The organism is Acinetobacter sp. 1566109 (genome assembly GCF_000582255.1).
GTDB classification, from domain to species: Bacteria; Pseudomonadota; Gammaproteobacteria; order Pseudomonadales; family Moraxellaceae; genus Acinetobacter; species Acinetobacter nosocomialis.
Genome location: NZ_JEYB01000020.1, coordinates 12,882 through 28,853, shown reverse-complemented (window position 1 = coordinate 28,853; position 15,972 = coordinate 12,882). Strand labels below are relative to the sequence as shown.

16 protein-coding genes and 1 riboswitch are annotated in these 15,972 nt (G+C 39.7%); of the genes, 13 read left to right on the top strand and 3 right to left on the bottom strand.

Translation table 11 applies throughout. The features are described from left to right. Nucleotides 1-33: 33 nt before the first annotated feature. From J582_RS0104745 to recJ, 8 genes are all read left to right on the top strand, one after another. Nucleotides 34-306: a hypothetical protein gene (locus tag J582_RS0104745; protein WP_031953548.1), complete on the top strand. Its 273-nt coding sequence runs from the start codon at nucleotides 34-36 to the stop codon at nucleotides 304-306. 36 nt (nucleotides 307-342) lie between these two features. Next, nucleotides 343-539: riboswitch (yybP-ykoY riboswitch) on the top strand. Nucleotides 540-554: 15 nt separating this feature from the next. Continuing rightward, nucleotides 555-1,130 carry a TMEM165/GDT1 family protein gene (locus tag J582_RS14520; protein WP_004711493.1) on the top strand — a complete coding sequence of 192 codons (576 nt, stop codon included), beginning with the start codon at nucleotides 555-557 and terminating at the stop codon, nucleotides 1,128-1,130. Between the two features lie 268 nt (nucleotides 1,131-1,398). Next, nucleotides 1,399-2,196 (top strand): MBL fold metallo-hydrolase, encoded by a 798-nt coding sequence (locus J582_RS14515; protein ID WP_004711495.1) that lies wholly within the window; start codon nucleotides 1,399-1,401, stop codon nucleotides 2,194-2,196. A 93-nt stretch (nucleotides 2,197-2,289) separates the two neighbouring features. Beyond that, nucleotides 2,290-2,655, top strand: coding sequence for a YkgJ family cysteine cluster protein (locus tag J582_RS14510; protein ID WP_002053785.1), 366 nt, complete (start codon nucleotides 2,290-2,292; stop codon nucleotides 2,653-2,655). A 135-nt stretch (nucleotides 2,656-2,790) separates the two neighbouring features. Next, nucleotides 2,791-4,257, top strand: coding sequence for an IMP dehydrogenase (gene guaB / locus J582_RS14505; protein WP_002053986.1), 1,467 nt, complete (start codon nucleotides 2,791-2,793; stop codon nucleotides 4,255-4,257). 148 nt (nucleotides 4,258-4,405) lie between these two features. Then, nucleotides 4,406-5,743: a phosphoglucosamine mutase gene (gene glmM, locus J582_RS14500; RefSeq protein ID WP_032048148.1), complete on the top strand. Its 1,338-nt coding sequence runs from the start codon at nucleotides 4,406-4,408 to the stop codon at nucleotides 5,741-5,743. Nucleotides 5,744-5,753: 10 nt separating this feature from the next. After that, on the top strand, nucleotides 5,754-6,410 hold the full coding sequence (gene pdxH / locus J582_RS14495) for a pyridoxamine 5'-phosphate oxidase (protein WP_006580832.1): 657 nt from the start codon (nucleotides 5,754-5,756) through the stop codon (nucleotides 6,408-6,410). Continuing rightward, nucleotides 6,411-8,111 carry a single-stranded-DNA-specific exonuclease RecJ gene (gene recJ / locus J582_RS14490; RefSeq protein ID WP_032048147.1) on the top strand — a complete coding sequence of 567 codons (1,701 nt, stop codon included), beginning with the start codon at nucleotides 6,411-6,413 and terminating at the stop codon, nucleotides 8,109-8,111. 43 nt (nucleotides 8,112-8,154) lie between these two features. On the opposite strand, the gene J582_RS14485 is transcribed toward recJ, so the two are convergent. Beyond that, nucleotides 8,155-8,922: a putative porin gene (locus J582_RS14485; RefSeq protein WP_002053751.1), complete on the bottom strand. Its 768-nt coding sequence runs from the start codon at nucleotides 8,920-8,922 to the stop codon at nucleotides 8,155-8,157. A 393-nt stretch (nucleotides 8,923-9,315) separates the two neighbouring features. Between J582_RS14485 and prfB the strand changes: the two genes are divergently transcribed. From prfB to J582_RS14460, 5 genes are all read left to right on the top strand, one after another. After that, a protein-coding gene (gene prfB / locus J582_RS14480) for a peptide chain release factor 2 (RefSeq protein WP_099143691.1) occupies nucleotides 9,316-10,411 on the top strand; the annotation gives its coding sequence in 2 pieces (ribosomal slippage) (nucleotides 9,316-9,387 and nucleotides 9,389-10,411; 1,095 coding nt in all). A 199-nt stretch (nucleotides 10,412-10,610) separates the two neighbouring features. Further along, nucleotides 10,611-10,913, top strand: a complete 303-nt coding sequence (locus J582_RS14475; protein ID WP_002053977.1) for an ArsR/SmtB family transcription factor — start codon at nucleotides 10,611-10,613, stop codon at nucleotides 10,911-10,913. A 28-nt stretch (nucleotides 10,914-10,941) separates the two neighbouring features. Further along, nucleotides 10,942-12,000, top strand: a complete 1,059-nt coding sequence (locus J582_RS14470) for an alkene reductase (protein ID WP_004711502.1) — start codon at nucleotides 10,942-10,944, stop codon at nucleotides 11,998-12,000. A 168-nt stretch (nucleotides 12,001-12,168) separates the two neighbouring features. Further along, nucleotides 12,169-13,461: a 3-deoxy-D-manno-octulosonic acid transferase gene (locus tag J582_RS14465; RefSeq protein WP_031982268.1), complete on the top strand. Its 1,293-nt coding sequence runs from the start codon at nucleotides 12,169-12,171 to the stop codon at nucleotides 13,459-13,461. After that, nucleotides 13,458-14,165 carry a 16S rRNA (uracil(1498)-N(3))-methyltransferase gene (locus tag J582_RS14460; RefSeq protein ID WP_031982267.1) on the top strand — a complete coding sequence of 236 codons (708 nt, stop codon included), beginning with the start codon at nucleotides 13,458-13,460 and terminating at the stop codon, nucleotides 14,163-14,165. Before J582_RS14465 ends, J582_RS14460 begins: the two co-directional genes overlap by 4 nt. Here the strand turns inward: J582_RS14460 and J582_RS14455 are convergent. Then, the gene (locus J582_RS14455) at nucleotides 14,154-15,125 is read right to left on the bottom strand and encodes a mechanosensitive ion channel family protein (RefSeq protein ID WP_002053811.1); all 972 of its coding nucleotides are present in this window, start codon (nucleotides 15,123-15,125) and stop codon (nucleotides 14,154-14,156) included. The two genes, J582_RS14460 and J582_RS14455, sit on opposite strands and share 12 nt — an antisense overlap. Nucleotides 15,126-15,238: 113 nt before the next feature. Next, nucleotides 15,239-15,814: a DUF805 domain-containing protein gene (locus J582_RS14450; protein ID WP_031982265.1), complete on the bottom strand. Its 576-nt coding sequence runs from the start codon at nucleotides 15,812-15,814 to the stop codon at nucleotides 15,239-15,241. Nucleotides 15,815-15,972: the final 158 nt, after the last annotated feature.

Below are 15,972 nucleotides of genomic sequence, written 5' to 3'. Positions count from 1 at the left end.
ATTTCTCGTTATTACATAAAGGAGAAGTAGTAAATGTTGGGTTTTCTGAAAATTATGTTGCCCTTACTATTGATTGTGTTTTTATTGATGGGATTATGGGTCAGTATTTTACACTTCCCCTGGGAATGGATGACTTATGTGGTGATGGGTTTTGAGGTGTTTGTTGCTACTTTGATTTTGCCTTTTGAATATCAGGCTGGAACGAGCAGTAGCCCTATTGGTTTTATTCATATAAGTGCTTATTTTGCAGTGATATTAGGTATTGCACGATTAGTCGTGTGGGCGTGGATAAAATTTGTTACTTGAAAGTTTGAAAAATCGACTGACTTGAATATAATAGACGCATACTTCATTGGGGAGTAGCCGCTATTCACAGCAAAGGTGAATAGGTGATGGTCAACATAATTGTTCAACAGAACATGGTCATCATAGCTTAAACGTCTCATCGTTTCTGAGTTGGCAAGACCTTTGATTTACCACTCTGCAATCATTTTATGATATTTGGCTAGCAGGAGGGGTAGGTCATAGGCATTTATGCTAGCCAGAGAACCGACATGCAAGAATTTCTGATTTCTACCTCGATTGTTGCCCTCGCTGAAATGGGCGATAAAACTCAATTGTTGGCACTTTTACTATCTGCGCGTTTCCGTAAGCCAATTCCTATTTTAATTGCGATTCTTTTAGCAACACTTATTAATCATGGTATTTCTGCTGTGCTTGGACAATGGATTACCACAGTTCTAAGCCCTGAAATTTTAGTCTGGGTACTCGCTGTTGGTTTCATTGGTATGGCATTCTGGATGCTTATTCCGGATAAGCTCGATGATGAAACCGATAGTATTAATAAATGGCAAAAATTTGGTGTTTTTGGGGCAACCTTTATTTTATTTTTCTTAGCAGAAATTGGTGATAAAACCCAAATTGCGACAGTCGCTTTAGCTGCACGCTATGACAGTATTTTCTGGGTGATGCTAGGTACAACATTAGGTATGATGATTGCCAATGCACCAGCTGTATTTATTGGTAATAAATTAGCTGAACGTCTCTCTATCTCACTGATTCATAAAATTGGTGCAGCTATTTTCTTCATTGTAGGTGTTTCTACGCTAGTACAACATTATTTCTTCTAAGTTATTTTCAATTTGTATAAAAACGCATTCATGAAGAGTGCGTTTTTTTTGAGCTTTGAAGAAGTTAAACTTTACGATATAGCTTATTTAAGAAAATGTTAGAGGATTACTCAATTTCTTGATGATTCATTTCTAGAATAAGAAAAGTAAAATCTATTTTAAAATATTATGAGAAATATCAATTAATTCATTGCAAGCACTTTAGAATCCCTTTATTTTAGTAGGGATATAAAAATATCTAATATTTAAAATTTTTTTGGGGAATTGTATGGGGTTTGAAAAAACAACATCACAGATATTATTTGATAATGGCGTACATAAATGTATTAGTTTTACCAGTTTGGTCAAAGGGGAAGGCATACAAGCCAATCAATTTTTAATTATTGATCATGAACGAGCAGCCGTTATTGACCCAGGTGGCGACTTGACCTACGTTCCATTGACGATGGAACTTAATAAATATACTCGTCTTAAAAATTTGGACTATGTAATCGCTTCACATCAGGACCCAGATATTATTACTTCAATGCCTCGTTGGCTGGTTTATACCGATGCTAAGGTGGTGGCCTCTAAATTGTGGGCACGATTTTTACCTCACTTAAATTCATCATTTATGAGTGAGCGTATGAAAGGAAATTGGGAAGATCGTCTAATTGAGCTACCAGATCGTGGTCAAGTGATTCAACTAGGCGAATCAAAGCTTGTCATGGTTCCGGCCCATTTCCTACATTCGGTAGGTAATTTTCAGTTTTATGATCCAGTTGCCAAGATTTTATTTTCTGGTGATATGGGGGCTTCTATTGTGGAGGATGCAAGTCAGCCTCTCAAAGATTTTGATGCCCATGTGATGAAAATGAAGGCTTTTCATCAGCGCTATATGTGCTCCAATAAAGTTATTCGTTTATGGGTCAACATGGTCCGTCAAATGGATATTGAGATGATTGTACCTCAGCATGGTACTCCATTTATTGGTAAAGAAATGATTAATCAGTTTTTAGACTGGATTGAGACCTTACCATGCGGCGTAGATTTAATGACTGAGCAAATTTTTAGCTGTCCGACATAAAAAGTTATCTTCAATATCTTGAGTCCAATTTGAAATTTTTTTAGGATTTTGCGCCATAGAAAAAAATTTTTGATGACGAGAATTTGAATAAAAATGTTATCTCAAGTTGCGACTCCAGATGAGTGCCTACGCTGTGGGGCGTGTTGTGCACATTTTCGGGTTTCATTTTATTGGGCTGAGGCCGAGTTAATGGATGAACATCTCGTTGAACCTTTAACACCCGTTTATTCGTGTATGCGTGGAACCAATCAAGCTCAGCCACGATGTCAGGCTCTAACAGGTGAAATTGGTAAAGAGGTAGGTTGTTCTATTTATGCTGTGCGTAGTTCTACCTGTAAAGAAGTACAGATTGCAGATGAACAGTGTAATAAAGCACGCTTGGCGCACCAATTGATTCCTTTGATTGAGGTAAGCCCAGCAGATTCAGAAAATGATCATGATTATGATCAGGTGAGTTAAATATGAGCTAACACGATAATAAGTGAGAAATATTTAGAGTAGGTAAATATCTATTGCTGAAAAAGGCAAAGATAATATGAAAATTGCATTGAAATTTGTTTATAATAGCTCACGGAATTTACCAGTGAGATTGTTATGCTGACCATCGTTCAAGAAGCGCTAACCTTCGATGATGTCTTATTACTTCCTGCCTACTCTACTGTTCTCCCAAAAGATGTCTCTTTAAAGACACGTTTAACTCGCGGCATTCACTTAAATATCCCATTAGTTTCAGCTGCAATGGATACGGTGACTGAGTCACGTATGGCGATTGCAATGGCGCAAAATGGTGGTATCGGGATTTTGCACAAAAACATGGATATTGCTGCTCAAGCTGCAGAAGTACGCCGTGTGAAAAAATTCGAAGCGGGTATGGTGAAAGATCCAATCACTGTAACCCCAGAAACCACAGTACGTGAACTTATTGCAATTACCAGCGCTAATAACATTAGCGGTGTACCTGTTGTTAAAGACGGCAAGGTTGTTGGTATTGTGACAGGCCGTGATACACGTTTTGAAACTAACTTGGAACAACCTGTTAGCAACATCATGACAGGCCAAGATCGTTTGGTGACTGTGCGTGAAGGCGAGTCTAAAGAAAATATTCAAGCATTATTGCAAAAGCATCGCATTGAAAAAGTTTTGGTCGTTGGCGAAAACAACGAACTTAAAGGTTTAATTACGGTAACTGACTTCCGTAAAGCTGAGAGTTATCCAAATAGTTGTAAAGATGATCTTGGTCGTTTACGTGTTGGTGCTGCGGTAGGTACAGGCGTTGAAACACCAAGTCGTGTAGAAGCATTGGTTGAAGCTGGTGTTGACGTCATTGTTGTTGATACAGCACACGGCCACTCTGCTGGTGTTATTGAACGTGTACGTTGGGTAAAACAAAACTTCCCTCAAGTCCAAGTGATTGGCGGTAATATCGCAACTGGTGATGCTGCATTGGCATTATTAGATGCAGGCGCAGATGCTGTAAAAGTAGGTATTGGTCCTGGTTCTATCTGTACGACACGTATTGTGGCAGGTATTGGTATGCCGCAAATTTCTGCGATTGACAGCGTTGCTAATGCACTTAAAGATCAAATTCCTCTAATTGCAGATGGCGGTATCCGTTTCTCTGGCGATATGGCAAAAGCGATCGGTGCGGGTGCAAGCACAATCATGGTTGGTTCACTTCTAGCGGGTACTGAAGAAGCGCCTGGTGAGGTTGAATTCTTCCAAGGCCGTTACTACAAAGCATATCGTGGTATGGGCTCATTAGGTGCAATGGCTGGAGCGACAGGTTCTGCTGACCGCTACTTCCAGGATTCAAAAGCAGGTGCTGAAAAGTTAGTACCAGAAGGAATTGAAGGTCGTGTTCCATATAAAGGCCCAATGGGTAATATCGTTCATCAAATGATGGGTGGTTTACGTTCATCTATGGGCTATACAGGTTCATCAGTGATTGAAGACCTTCGCCAAAATGCGAAATTTGTGAAAATTACTTCAGCGGGCATGTCTGAGTCACATGTTCATGATGTAACGATTACTAAAGAAGCTCCGAACTATCGTGTTGGTTAGATTTTAGTAACCAAATCAAGTAAGAAAGCCGTCAGTACACTGACGGCTTTTTGTTTTTGGTGTAAAGTAAATCTGATGAAAATAGATATGGCAGAATAGCCATATATGAAATGAGCCACGGCTGAAGTGGCGTAAAATGAGATAAGCTATGAGTTATTTTGGAACGGATGGTATTCGTGGAAAATTTGGGCAAATGCCGATTAAACCAGAGTTTGCTTTAAAACTCGGGTTCGCCGCAGGGAAGGTATTAAAACGAACGAGTCCAAAAAATAAACCGCTTGTGGTATTAGGAAAAGATACACGTTTATCTGGCTATATTTTAGAGTCTGCTTTGCAGGCGGGATTAAACGCTGCTGGCGTATATGTTCACTTACTTGGACCATTGCCGACACCGGCTATTGCACATCTTACCCGTGCCTTACATGCGCATGCAGGTATTGTTATTTCTGCATCACATAATCCTTATTTTGATAATGGAATTAAATTTTTCTCAAGTGAAGGTAAAAAATTACCAGATGCATTACAGGAAGAAATTAATAAAGAATTAGAAAAAGAGTTATTTATTGATGACACTGCGAACTTAGGTAAAAGTGTTCGTGTAAATGATGCAAATGGTCGTTACATTGAATTTTGTAAGTCTACATTTCCATATCACTTCGATTTAAATAATTTAAAAATTGTTGTGGATTGTGCACATGGTGCAGCTTATAGCGTTGGGCCTTCAGTTTTCCGTGAGTTAGGTGCCAAAGTTGTTGCTCTGTACAACGAACCAGATGGTTTAAATATTAATGAAAACTGTGGTTCGACTCACCCAGAAAGTTTACAAAAAGCAGTAGTTGAGCAAGAAGCTGATCTAGGAATTGCCTTTGATGGCGATGCCGACCGTGTCGTGATGGTTGATAAGTTTGGGAACTTAATTGATGGTGACCACATCTTATATATTTTGGCGACTCAAGCGAAAAACAAGCCAGTAGGTATTGTTGGTACTGTTATGAGTAATATGGCGCTTGAAATTGCACTTGAAAAAGCAAACGTTGGCTTTGTTCGTGCAAAAGTTGGTGACCGCTATGTATTACAAGCATTAGATGAAAATGGATGGGTCACAGGTGGAGAACCATCTGGACATATTTTAACGTTAGATAAGAGCACAACAGGTGATGCGATTATTGCAGCACTTCAAGTGTTAACTGTAATGGTTGAGCAAAATAAAGCGCTCCATGAATTGGTTCAGGACTTTAAATTATTCCCACAAGTGCTTGTAAATATACGTTTAGAACAAATGCTTGATCCATACTCCATTCCAGCATTAGTGACTGAGTTCAATAAAGCAGAAGAACAGCTTAAAGGACGTGGACGTATTTTAGTTCGTAAGTCTGGAACTGAGCCAGTCATTCGTGTCATGGTTGAAGGCGATGACGAACAAGAAGTGAATGCTTTGGCTGAACATTTAGCAAATGCAGTCCGTTCACAAGCGCAAGTTGCATAAGGTGTATGGCATGAGTGACGTCATTAAAGACTTAAGTGAATTACGTTTAAGCTATGAACAAGGTGAATTGTACGAAACACAAGTCGCGAGTAATCCGCACGAACAATTCTTAGGTTGGTTTAATCATGCCTTAGCCGCCAACTTGCACGAACCATATGCGATGTCTTTAGCAACTGCGAGCGCTAGCGGTCGTCCACATGTCAGAACTGTATTGTTACGCGGTGCGACAGAAGCAGGTTATGATTTCTATACCAACTATGACAGTCAGAAAGGGGCAGATTTGGCAGAAAATCCCTATGCTGAACTGTTATTTTATTGGCCTAGCTTAGAGCGTCAGGTACGAGTGGGTGGTCATGTCGTCAAAATTCCTGAACAGGAATCTACCGACTATTATCATAAGCGTCCACGTGATAGCCAGATTGCAGCTCATATCAGTACACCGCAAAGCGGTAAGATAGAAAGCCGAGAGTTGTTGCAACAGCGTTTTCAAGACTTGCAACAACAAGTTCAAAGCCGTGAAGTACTCGATAAGCCAGAGTTTTGGGGCGGATATCGTCTGCAACCGGACTATTATGAATTCTGGCAAGGACGACCAAATCGTTTACATGACCGCTTGAGTTATGAAAAAATCGACGGTCAATGGACATTGCACCGACTGATGCCTTAAATGACAAAAATACAAATTAAACAAAGACCTTTATTGACGCGCCCTGAACAGTTTCAGGGCGTGCCTCCGTTTATTGCCGAGATTTTGGCAAGACGTGGGGTGCAATCTGAACAAGAATTAGAGCTAAAACTTAAGAACCTGCTTGCTCCAGAGCTCAAAGGGTTGGACGCTGCTGTCGCATTAATGGACCAAGCCATCGATGAGCAGAAAAAAATAGTTATTGTAGGGGACTATGATGCTGATGGTGCAACTAGCACTGCTTTAATGATGCTCGTGCTTCGCGATATGGGAGCAAAAGTCGACTATCTGGTACCAGATCGTTTCAAATATGGTTATGGCCTTACTCCAGCCATTGCTGAGCTTGCTTATCAAACTTATCAACCCGATCTATTAATTACGGTAGATAATGGAATTTCCAGCCATGCTGGTGTTGATGCAGCACATGCCTTAGGCATGCAAGTAATTATTACCGATCATCACTTAACGACCAAAGAAACCCCGCTTGCTGAGGCGGTAGTAAACCCGAACCAATTAGGATGTGAGTTTCCAAGTAAGGCGCTTGCCGGTGTTGGCGTTGCTTTTTATGTACTTGCCAATTTGGCGAGTCTACGCAATAGACAAGGCAAAAGCACAAGTAAAGTGACTCAATATTTAGATTTAGTCGCTTTGGGAACTTATGCCGATGTTGCTGTTTTGGATTATAACAACCGTATTTTGGTTGATGCCGGTGTAAAACGTATTCAGCAACATCAGTGTCGAGTAGGGATTTTAGCTTTACTCGATATTGCTGGTCGGGAAGCAACTTCAATACGTGCGCAAGACTTAGGTTTTGTGCTTGGACCACGGATTAATGCAGCAGGGCGCATGGAGAGCATGCGCATTGGGATCGAGTGTTTATTAGCAGATTCGATGGAAACTGCTTATCCAATTGCTCAACAATTAAATCAGCTAAATATAGACCGCCGCCAAGTTGAAGGGGAGATGAAACAACAAGCTTTATCGGCTTTAGATAATTTGCAGCTTTCACAACAGGATATCCCACCGGCGCTTGTTCTATTTGAAGAAAACTGGCACCAAGGTGTCATCGGGATTGTCGCGGGGCGTTTGAAAGAGCAATTTCATCGGCCAACGATTGTTTTTGCACCCGATGAGGATGGCATTCATATTAAGGGCTCAGCACGTTCAATCGATGGTGTTCACATTCGAGATACTATTGAGCAAGTTGCTGAACAACATCCTGAGTTGGTCAGCCATTTTGGTGGACATGCTGCGGCAGCCGGCCTTACGATTCGTAAAGAAAACTTTGAAGCTTTTAAGACAGTATTTAATGATTGTGTCGCTGCGATGGATGAATCAATCTTTCAAGCGACATTATGGACTGATAGTGAGTTACCTGTCTCTGCTTTGCAGTTAGATACCTTGAACTGGATTGAGCAGTTAGGGCCATGGGGACAAAAATTTCCACTGCCTCAATTTGAGGGAAATTTTAAAGTTATCGATTTCCGTTGGCTCAAAGAGACACACCTGAAACTTAGACTAGCGATAGATCAATACAGTTTCGATGCGATTGCTTTTAACGCAGCCGGCCGCTTCGAGTTTGATCCAATGCGTGATCATGTACATTTAGTTTATGAAATAGACCGTAATGTTTTTAATGGCAATGTGAGCTTACAGCTACGAATTGTGCATTTAAATCAATAAAAAAATCCGCTCAATTGAGCGGATTTTTTAAATCTAGGTAAGATTAGAAGCGGTATGCTGCACGAACACCATAAGTGTTGTCGTTATCACCGAAACCAATACGACCTTCAAGACTTACTTGCTGATTTAAGAATTTTTTAGCATTAATGCCCCATTCGTCTTTATCAGTTAAGTCATTGTTGTAGTAGTCCACACCTAAACTTAAAGTTTTATCGATGTAGTAGTCACCACGCACTTTATATTCGTCAAGGTCACCAAACGCACCATACGCTTCAAGGTTTACGTCATGTTGACCAACTTGAGTTACGTATTTCGCACGAACGGTAGGATCTGCGCCGTCTTTACCGTCTTTTTCGTCATAACCTTTAACACCCAAAGCAAGTAACAAACCTGGTGCTGGTAAGTAACCTACTTCAGCAGCATAAGTTGTAACTTTTTGATCGTAGTTTGTGTTGTCGATTTCACGTTCATTTCTGCCTACATCACCGCTAAGGTAGAAGTCAGTGTTAGGAACATAGTATTCAACGCCTACGCCATATTGAGTATCTTTAGTACCGCTGTTATCGCCATAGTTAACGTGTGCGTTAACGTTGCTTGCACGGTTTAAGAATGCTGCTTCAGCAAGCGGTGCATTACGTGTTTGAACAGGGTTGAAATAATAAGTCCCATCAACACCAAATTTACTTACGCTGCTGCCGTTATCTGGATCAAGATAAGTGTAAGAACCACCAACTTCAGCTTGGTAAGCGTTTGCTGCGCCACTTACTGCAAGTGCAGATAAAAGAGCTGATGCAATTGCTAGTTTTTTCATGGAATCTCTCCCCTCTTAAAAACGATTTTATAAATGTTTTGTTACAACTTTTAGTCTAGAGCAAAAACATTTACCGTCAATCTTGGGCAAGTAACCGGACTGTAACCATGTGCTTTTTCTGTAACTATATTTAATTTAATATATTGATTTTAAATAATTAAAACATAATGTTTTATTTTATTAAAATTGAGGAGATTTTGTGTAGAAATTCAAAAATGCTGGAAAAGTACCCAATTTTGTATGGGGATGTTACGAATTAAGCTTAAAATCTTCTGAAAGAAAATTAAAAAATTTATAAATTGAAATGACAGTTATAAATTAAAGCAGGTTCGAAGATAACCATAGCTATGATAAAATATTCGACTGTTTATCTGTTTTTATGGGAACACTCGCGTGGAAATTAATCCTTATCTAAACCAATTGAAAGACTTAACTGATCGTAGCCAAACACTACGGGGGTATCTTTGACTACGATCTGAAAAAAGAACGTTTAGAAGAAGTTTTACGTGAGTTAGAAGACCCTGCGATCTGGAATGATCAAAACCGTGCTCAGGCAATGGCAAAAGAAAAGGGCGAACTAGAAAACGTTATTAATGTATTAGATGGCTTGTCTACACAGCTTGAAGATGCCAAAGCAATGCTCGATTTAGCTGTTGAGGCTGATGATGAAAGCTTGCTGGTAGATGTCCAATCTGAGCTTGGCGCTGCCGAAGAAGAATTAGCAAAACTTGAATTCCGCCGTATGTTTAGCAACCCAATGGACCCGAATCCTTGCTATGTCGAGATTCAGGCAGGTTCAGGCGGTACAGAAGCACAAGATTGGGCTTCAATGTTATTACGTATGTATATGCGCTGGATTGAACGTCACGGTTTTAAAGCAGAACTTATGGAAGTATCTGATGGTGATGTAGCAGGTATCAAATCTGCAACGATTCGCGTTGAAGGTGAATATGCATACGGTTGGTTACGTACAGAATCTGGTGTACACCGTTTAGTGCGTAAATCACCATTCGACAGTGGTAACCGTCGTCATACTTCATTCTCTGCGGTATTTATTTCACCAGAAGTTGATGACAATATCGAAATCGATATTAATCCTTCTGATGTTCGTACTGATACTTACCGTGCATCTGGTGCAGGTGGTCAGCACATTAACAAAACAGATTCAGCAGTTCGTTTGACGCACATTCCATCTGGTATTGTGGTTGCGTGTCAAAACCAGCGTTCACAACATGCGAACCGTGATCATGCATGGAAACAGTTACGTGCAAAATTGTATGAACTAGAAATGCAAAAACGTAATGAAGCAGCTCAAGCACTTGAAGACTCGAAGTCTGATATTGGTTGGGGTAGCCAAATTCGTTCTTATGTACTTGATGACTCTCGTATTAAGGACTTACGTACAGGTGTTGAAAACTCAAACACTGGTGCAGTTCTTGACGGTGACCTTGATCGTTTCATCGAAGCGAGTTTAAAGCAGGGGTTATAAGAGTCTTTTGAACTTTTAGTTCTCTAAAACTCTTAAATTTTTAGCGATTAAAACGGCAAAGCAGTTCAGTGATCGGAAGTTAATCGGAAAAATACGATATGAATATCGAAAAAAATGGATATGAATATCGAAAAAATGCGATATTATGTTTTCGAAATGCTGAACGAAGCTTTGTTCGTTTAAAAGACGTGTTGAGCCTATGGATATTGATGCAATTAGCAAAGCCCTAGCCAATCCTCTGCGTCGGCAGATTCTGCAATGGTTAAAAGAACCTGCGCATTATTTACCGGTAGAAGAGTGTGGTGGTAGTTTTGAAAAAGGGGTTTGCGCAGGTCATATTGAACGTTTGGGTAAAGTAGCTCAGTCTACCATGTCCAATCATTTGTCTGTATTACAGCAGGCAGGTCTCATTCAGGTCCAAAAATATGGACAATGGTCTTATTTTTCACGTAACGAAGCTTTGATTCAGCAATATATCGAACATTTAAAACAAACACTTTAAAACAAATAAAGTGTAAGTCGAGGCGATCATGGCTGAACTCAATACTCCCTTAACAGTTGGTGATTTTGAAATTAAAAATCGACTGGTAATGGCCCCATTAACACGTGCACGTAGTGGCGAAAGCCGTGTTCCAAACGACTTAATGGTGGAATATTATCAGCAACGTGCAAATGCTGGTCTCATTCTCACTGAAGCAACAGTTATTGGTTCAAAAACTGTGGGTTATGCAGACACTCCAGGACTATGGTCACAAGAGCAGGCACAAGCGTGGAACAAGATTATTGAAGCAGTTCATGCGCAAGGTTCAAAAATTGTAGTTCAACTTTGGCATGTGGGCCGTATTTCAGATCCTGAACTTTTGGATGGCGATATTCCTGTTGCACCAAGTGCGATTCAACCTGCGGGTGAAGTGAGTTTATTACGTCCTAAGCGCCCATATGTAAAACCACGTGCGCTTTCGATTGAAGAAATTAAAGAAGTTGTTGCTCAGTATAAACATTCAGCAGAGCTGGCTAAAGCAGCAGGTTTTGATGGTGTTGAGTTACACGCTGCAAATGGTTATTTAATTGACCAGTTCCTTCAAAGTAATACCAACCAGCGTGATGATGAGTATGGTGGTCCGGTTGAAAACCGCGCTCGTTTATTATTAGAAGTAGTTGATGCCTTTATTGAGGTGTGGGGCGCTGGCCGAGTAGGTGTACATATTGCACCGCGTGGCGATTCACACGATATGGGTGATGAAAACCCATTAGCAACATTCGGTTATGTGGTTGAGCAATTGAGTCAACGTAATGTAGCTTTCATTTTCTCTCGTGAATATGAAGCAGCCGATAGTATCGGTCCACAATTACGTCAAAAATTTAATGGTGTATGGATTGCTAATGAAAACCTGACACCAGAATCAGCAAAACGTATTTTGCGTGAAGGTCAGGCAGATGCTGTATCTTTTGGTAAGGCTTATATTGCTAACCCTGATCTATTACAACGTTTAGAGCAAGGTCTACCATTAAATGAGCTTCAACCAACGACTTTATATGCTAAAGGTGCTGAAGGTTATACGGACTATCCTGCTTTAGAAGCTTCTTAAAATCATTATTTTATTTAGATTTACTATGTGCTGAACTTGCTCTTTTGTGAGTTCAGTCAATGACTTTTCTTGTATATGGTAGAGTTTAGGTATCGAAACTCTGCCATTTTTTTTATCTATGTTATATTTTCCCCAGTTTTTAAATTTTGACTATTTGAGGCAAACCGCTTGGCGACCCCATTTTGGTACAACACAGCACTCCATTTATTAAAACCTTTTTATCGTTGGCGAATAAAAAGACGTGCAGAAAGTCTGGAATTATATCATCAGGAATGTCTGGAACGATTTGGGCCGTTTGAAGATCCGAAAAATATAAAAGCCATCTGGTTTCATGCGGTTTCAGTTGGAGAAACCAATGCTGCGCAGCCACTTATTGAGCACTATCTCAAACTAGGCCAGCCAGTTTTAGTGACCAATACTACAAAAACTGGTCAGGCACGCGCTAAGTCACTTTTTTTAAAAGAGCCATATTTAGATTTATTCCAAGCAGTTTATTTGCCTGTAGATCAAAAGCCTCTTTTAAAACAATTCTTCGAATCATACAAACCGAGACTTTTAGCATTAGTTGAAACTGAGCTTTGGCCAAATTTAATTGATCAAGCCAAATTACAGCATGTACCATGTTTATTACTTAATGCTCGTTTATCTGAAAAGTCAGCAAAAGGCTATAGTAAAGTCTCAAGTTTAACTGCCGGTATGTTAAAGCAAATCGATTGGGTATTAGCACAAGATAGTGCAACCCGTCAGCGTTATGTCGAACTTGGTTTAGACGAGCATAAAAGTCAGGTTGTTGGAAATATTAAATTTGATATTCATGCACCTGAGGCTTTTATTAAGCAAGCTGTTCAATTGCATCAGCAGTGGTATTTGGAAAACCGTCAGGTTGTGACGATTGCCAGTACACATGCACCTGAAGAACAACAAATTTTAGAAGCACTTGTGCCTCATTTAAATTCAGACCGTGAGTTGGTGTGTATTGTGGTGCCTCGTCATCCTGAACGTTTCGACGAAGTATTTGAAATTTGCCAAAATTTAAATTTAGTTACGCATCGTAGAAGTATGGGACAGAGTATCCATGCGAGCACACAGGTTTATTTAGCCGACAGCATGGGGGAGCTTTGGTTATGGTATGCCTTAAGTCAGGTGTGCTTTGTAGGTGGTTCTTTAAATGAGCCGGGTGGTGGACATAACATTTTAGAACCTATGGTTTTAAATGTACCTACAGTGGTTGGACCGCGTTACTTTAACTTTCAAACGATTGTTGATGAATTCATTTATGAAAATGCTGTGCTTATCGCTCAAGATGCACAGCAGGTCGTTGATATCTGGCTAGCGTGTCTGGCAGAGCCTGAGGCGACTGAACAGCTAGTGGCACAGGCGCATAAAGTATTGCATCGTAATCAAGGTTCATTACAAAAACATATCGGGGTGATTAATCGCTATCTGGCCGAAAAATCATGAATATTGTTTTACTAGAGCCTGAAGATGTTCAATCGGATACATGGTCTATCCATTCAAAACGTCAATTACAACATTTACGTGAACATCTTGATATCACGGTCGGCCAGAACCTAAAAGTTGGTATTCGCAACGGCGTCCGTTATATCACTGAAATTGTTTCAATGAATGAGCACGAAGTCCGTATACGCCCTATTCGTGAAGAAGCAGTACCAGCAAAACTTCCAGCTCATTTAATTGTGGCTTTGCCAAGACCAAAAGTTTTACGCCGTCTAATTATGGACAGTGTGACTTTAGGTGTTGAAAAGATAAGTCTAATTCATAGTTATCGCGTTGATAAAAGCTATTGGCAAACTCCATTTTTACAGCAAATTGATCAATACGTTACGCTTGGACTTGAGCAAGCAGGCGACACAATTGTTCCTGAAATTCAAATGTATAAACGTTTTAAACCTTTTGTTGAAGACGTTTTGCCAACCCTAATTTCAGAAGAATCTCCTGCCTACGTGGCTCACCCTTATGCCGAGCAGAGTATGCCAAATAATATTGGCTATGCTTGTAGTGTAGTGGTTGGGCCGGAAGGGGGATTTATTCCTTATGAAGTTGATTTACTCATAAAAAACGGCTGCCAAGCGATGAGCTTAGGCAACCGTATTTTAAGAACCGAAACGTCTATTTCTTATATTTTAGGGCGTTTATTTAGCTGAGTTCTCAGCATTCAATGGCGAATGATTAGCGGCCATTTTTAATTCCTGAATAGGGTAAGGAATATTAATGCCATTTGCATTGAAGGCTTGTTTTACTTCAGCTTGAATAGTGCTTGTAGATGACGAAATATCTGTCTCAGTGGTATTAATCCACCAACGTACCGTAAGGTTAACCGAGAAGTCTGCTAGAGCTGTCACGTTAACCGAGAAAGCAGGTTGGCTGAGTACATTACGGTCATTATTGAGAATATCTAAAATAATTTGTTTTGCTTTTTGCTCATCGTCATCATAACCAATACCGACTACGAACTCACAGCGACGTTGTTGGTAAGCCGTATTTACCGTTAAAGCACTCGTATAAACGGTTGCATTTGGAATAACGATACGACGGCCATCCGGTGAGCGCAGGAACGTTGCACGAATCTGAATATCTTCTACAGTTCCTTCAAGTGAATTCACTACAATCGAATCGCCAATACGGAATGGCTCGCTCAATAAAATCAAAATACCTGAAAGCAGGTTTTGGAAAATATCTTTAAATGCAAAACCAATTGCGACCGAACCAATACCCAATGCACTCATGAGTTGGCCTGGCGTAAACCCTGGAATCATAATGACTAAAGCAATTAAGAAACCAAAGAATAAGATTGCTGTACTACCGACACGGTTTAAAACAAGAACCAAATTTTGGCGAGTATAAGAACGATTTTCTAAAGTCTTACGCACAAAGAATTTAAATAATTTGGTCAGTAGCCAAAAAATAATAAAAACGGTAATCGCAATGCAGATATAAGGTACACGTTCCCAAAAACTATCTACGATTTTGTCGATAGTAGTATAGGCATCATGATATTTCTCGGTATGTGCTAAAACCGTTTGAGTGGTTTTAGTACCTGCTTCTTGCAAAAGTTCGCCTGTATTTTTTGCAACATCCGTTAAGGATTTTTGTTCATCAGCCACGACAAGTCTCTAATTAAATAAATTCATGAAAGCTTTTTTAGCTTTCATCATAGTAGGAGATAAAATGTGCGCCTACTATAATGAGTTCATCTAAATAATAAAGTGTTTTTTAATTAAAAGTATTGCGTTCCTTTTTGTAAAATTTGTGTTGGGGTTTGAATAGTATCGATACCAGAGAAGTAGTAAAAAAAGCCTGCGGTAGAAATAAGGCTAATTAAAATAGCGATTAAAATAAGCCAAGCCATCAGTTTCTCGATAAAGGTTGAAGGCCGAACAGGGCCATACTGATTTGGGCCTGCAGTACCAGAAGCAAGTAATAAATAGATCATAAAAAAGAACTGAACCACCGGAATAAATAACAGCAGGCCCATCCAGCCACTTTTATTTAAATCGTGTAAGCGCCGAACGACCAGAATAATATTGAGATAGATCAAAAACAGCCAAAAAGCCCATATTACTAAGGCACTTACGCCAGAGAGAGAGCTATAAAACTCAAAATTAAATAGATCGCTTGAAAGCTGAAAACTTCCAAGAAAGGAAGCTAAAATGAAATAACCTATAAGTGTAATTAAATAAATTAGGCCATATCCACCTAAATAACTCATGCGGTTAAAGCGACCATGAATTGAAAAAGGACTATCTTTAAACGGAAGCTCTGGTGGTCGTGAAGAGGGAGTTTCGGCAAACATCTTATTTTATTCCTGCACTGCTTCTAAAAGCTAAAATAAACTTTGTTGATGGTCAAAACCATCAAAACTTAAAAAAATTATAAAAGTAAAAGCTATAGACAAATGTTTTAAATCAACTTAATTTTATAAAAATGTTCACAATTTCGTATGTTTGAGTA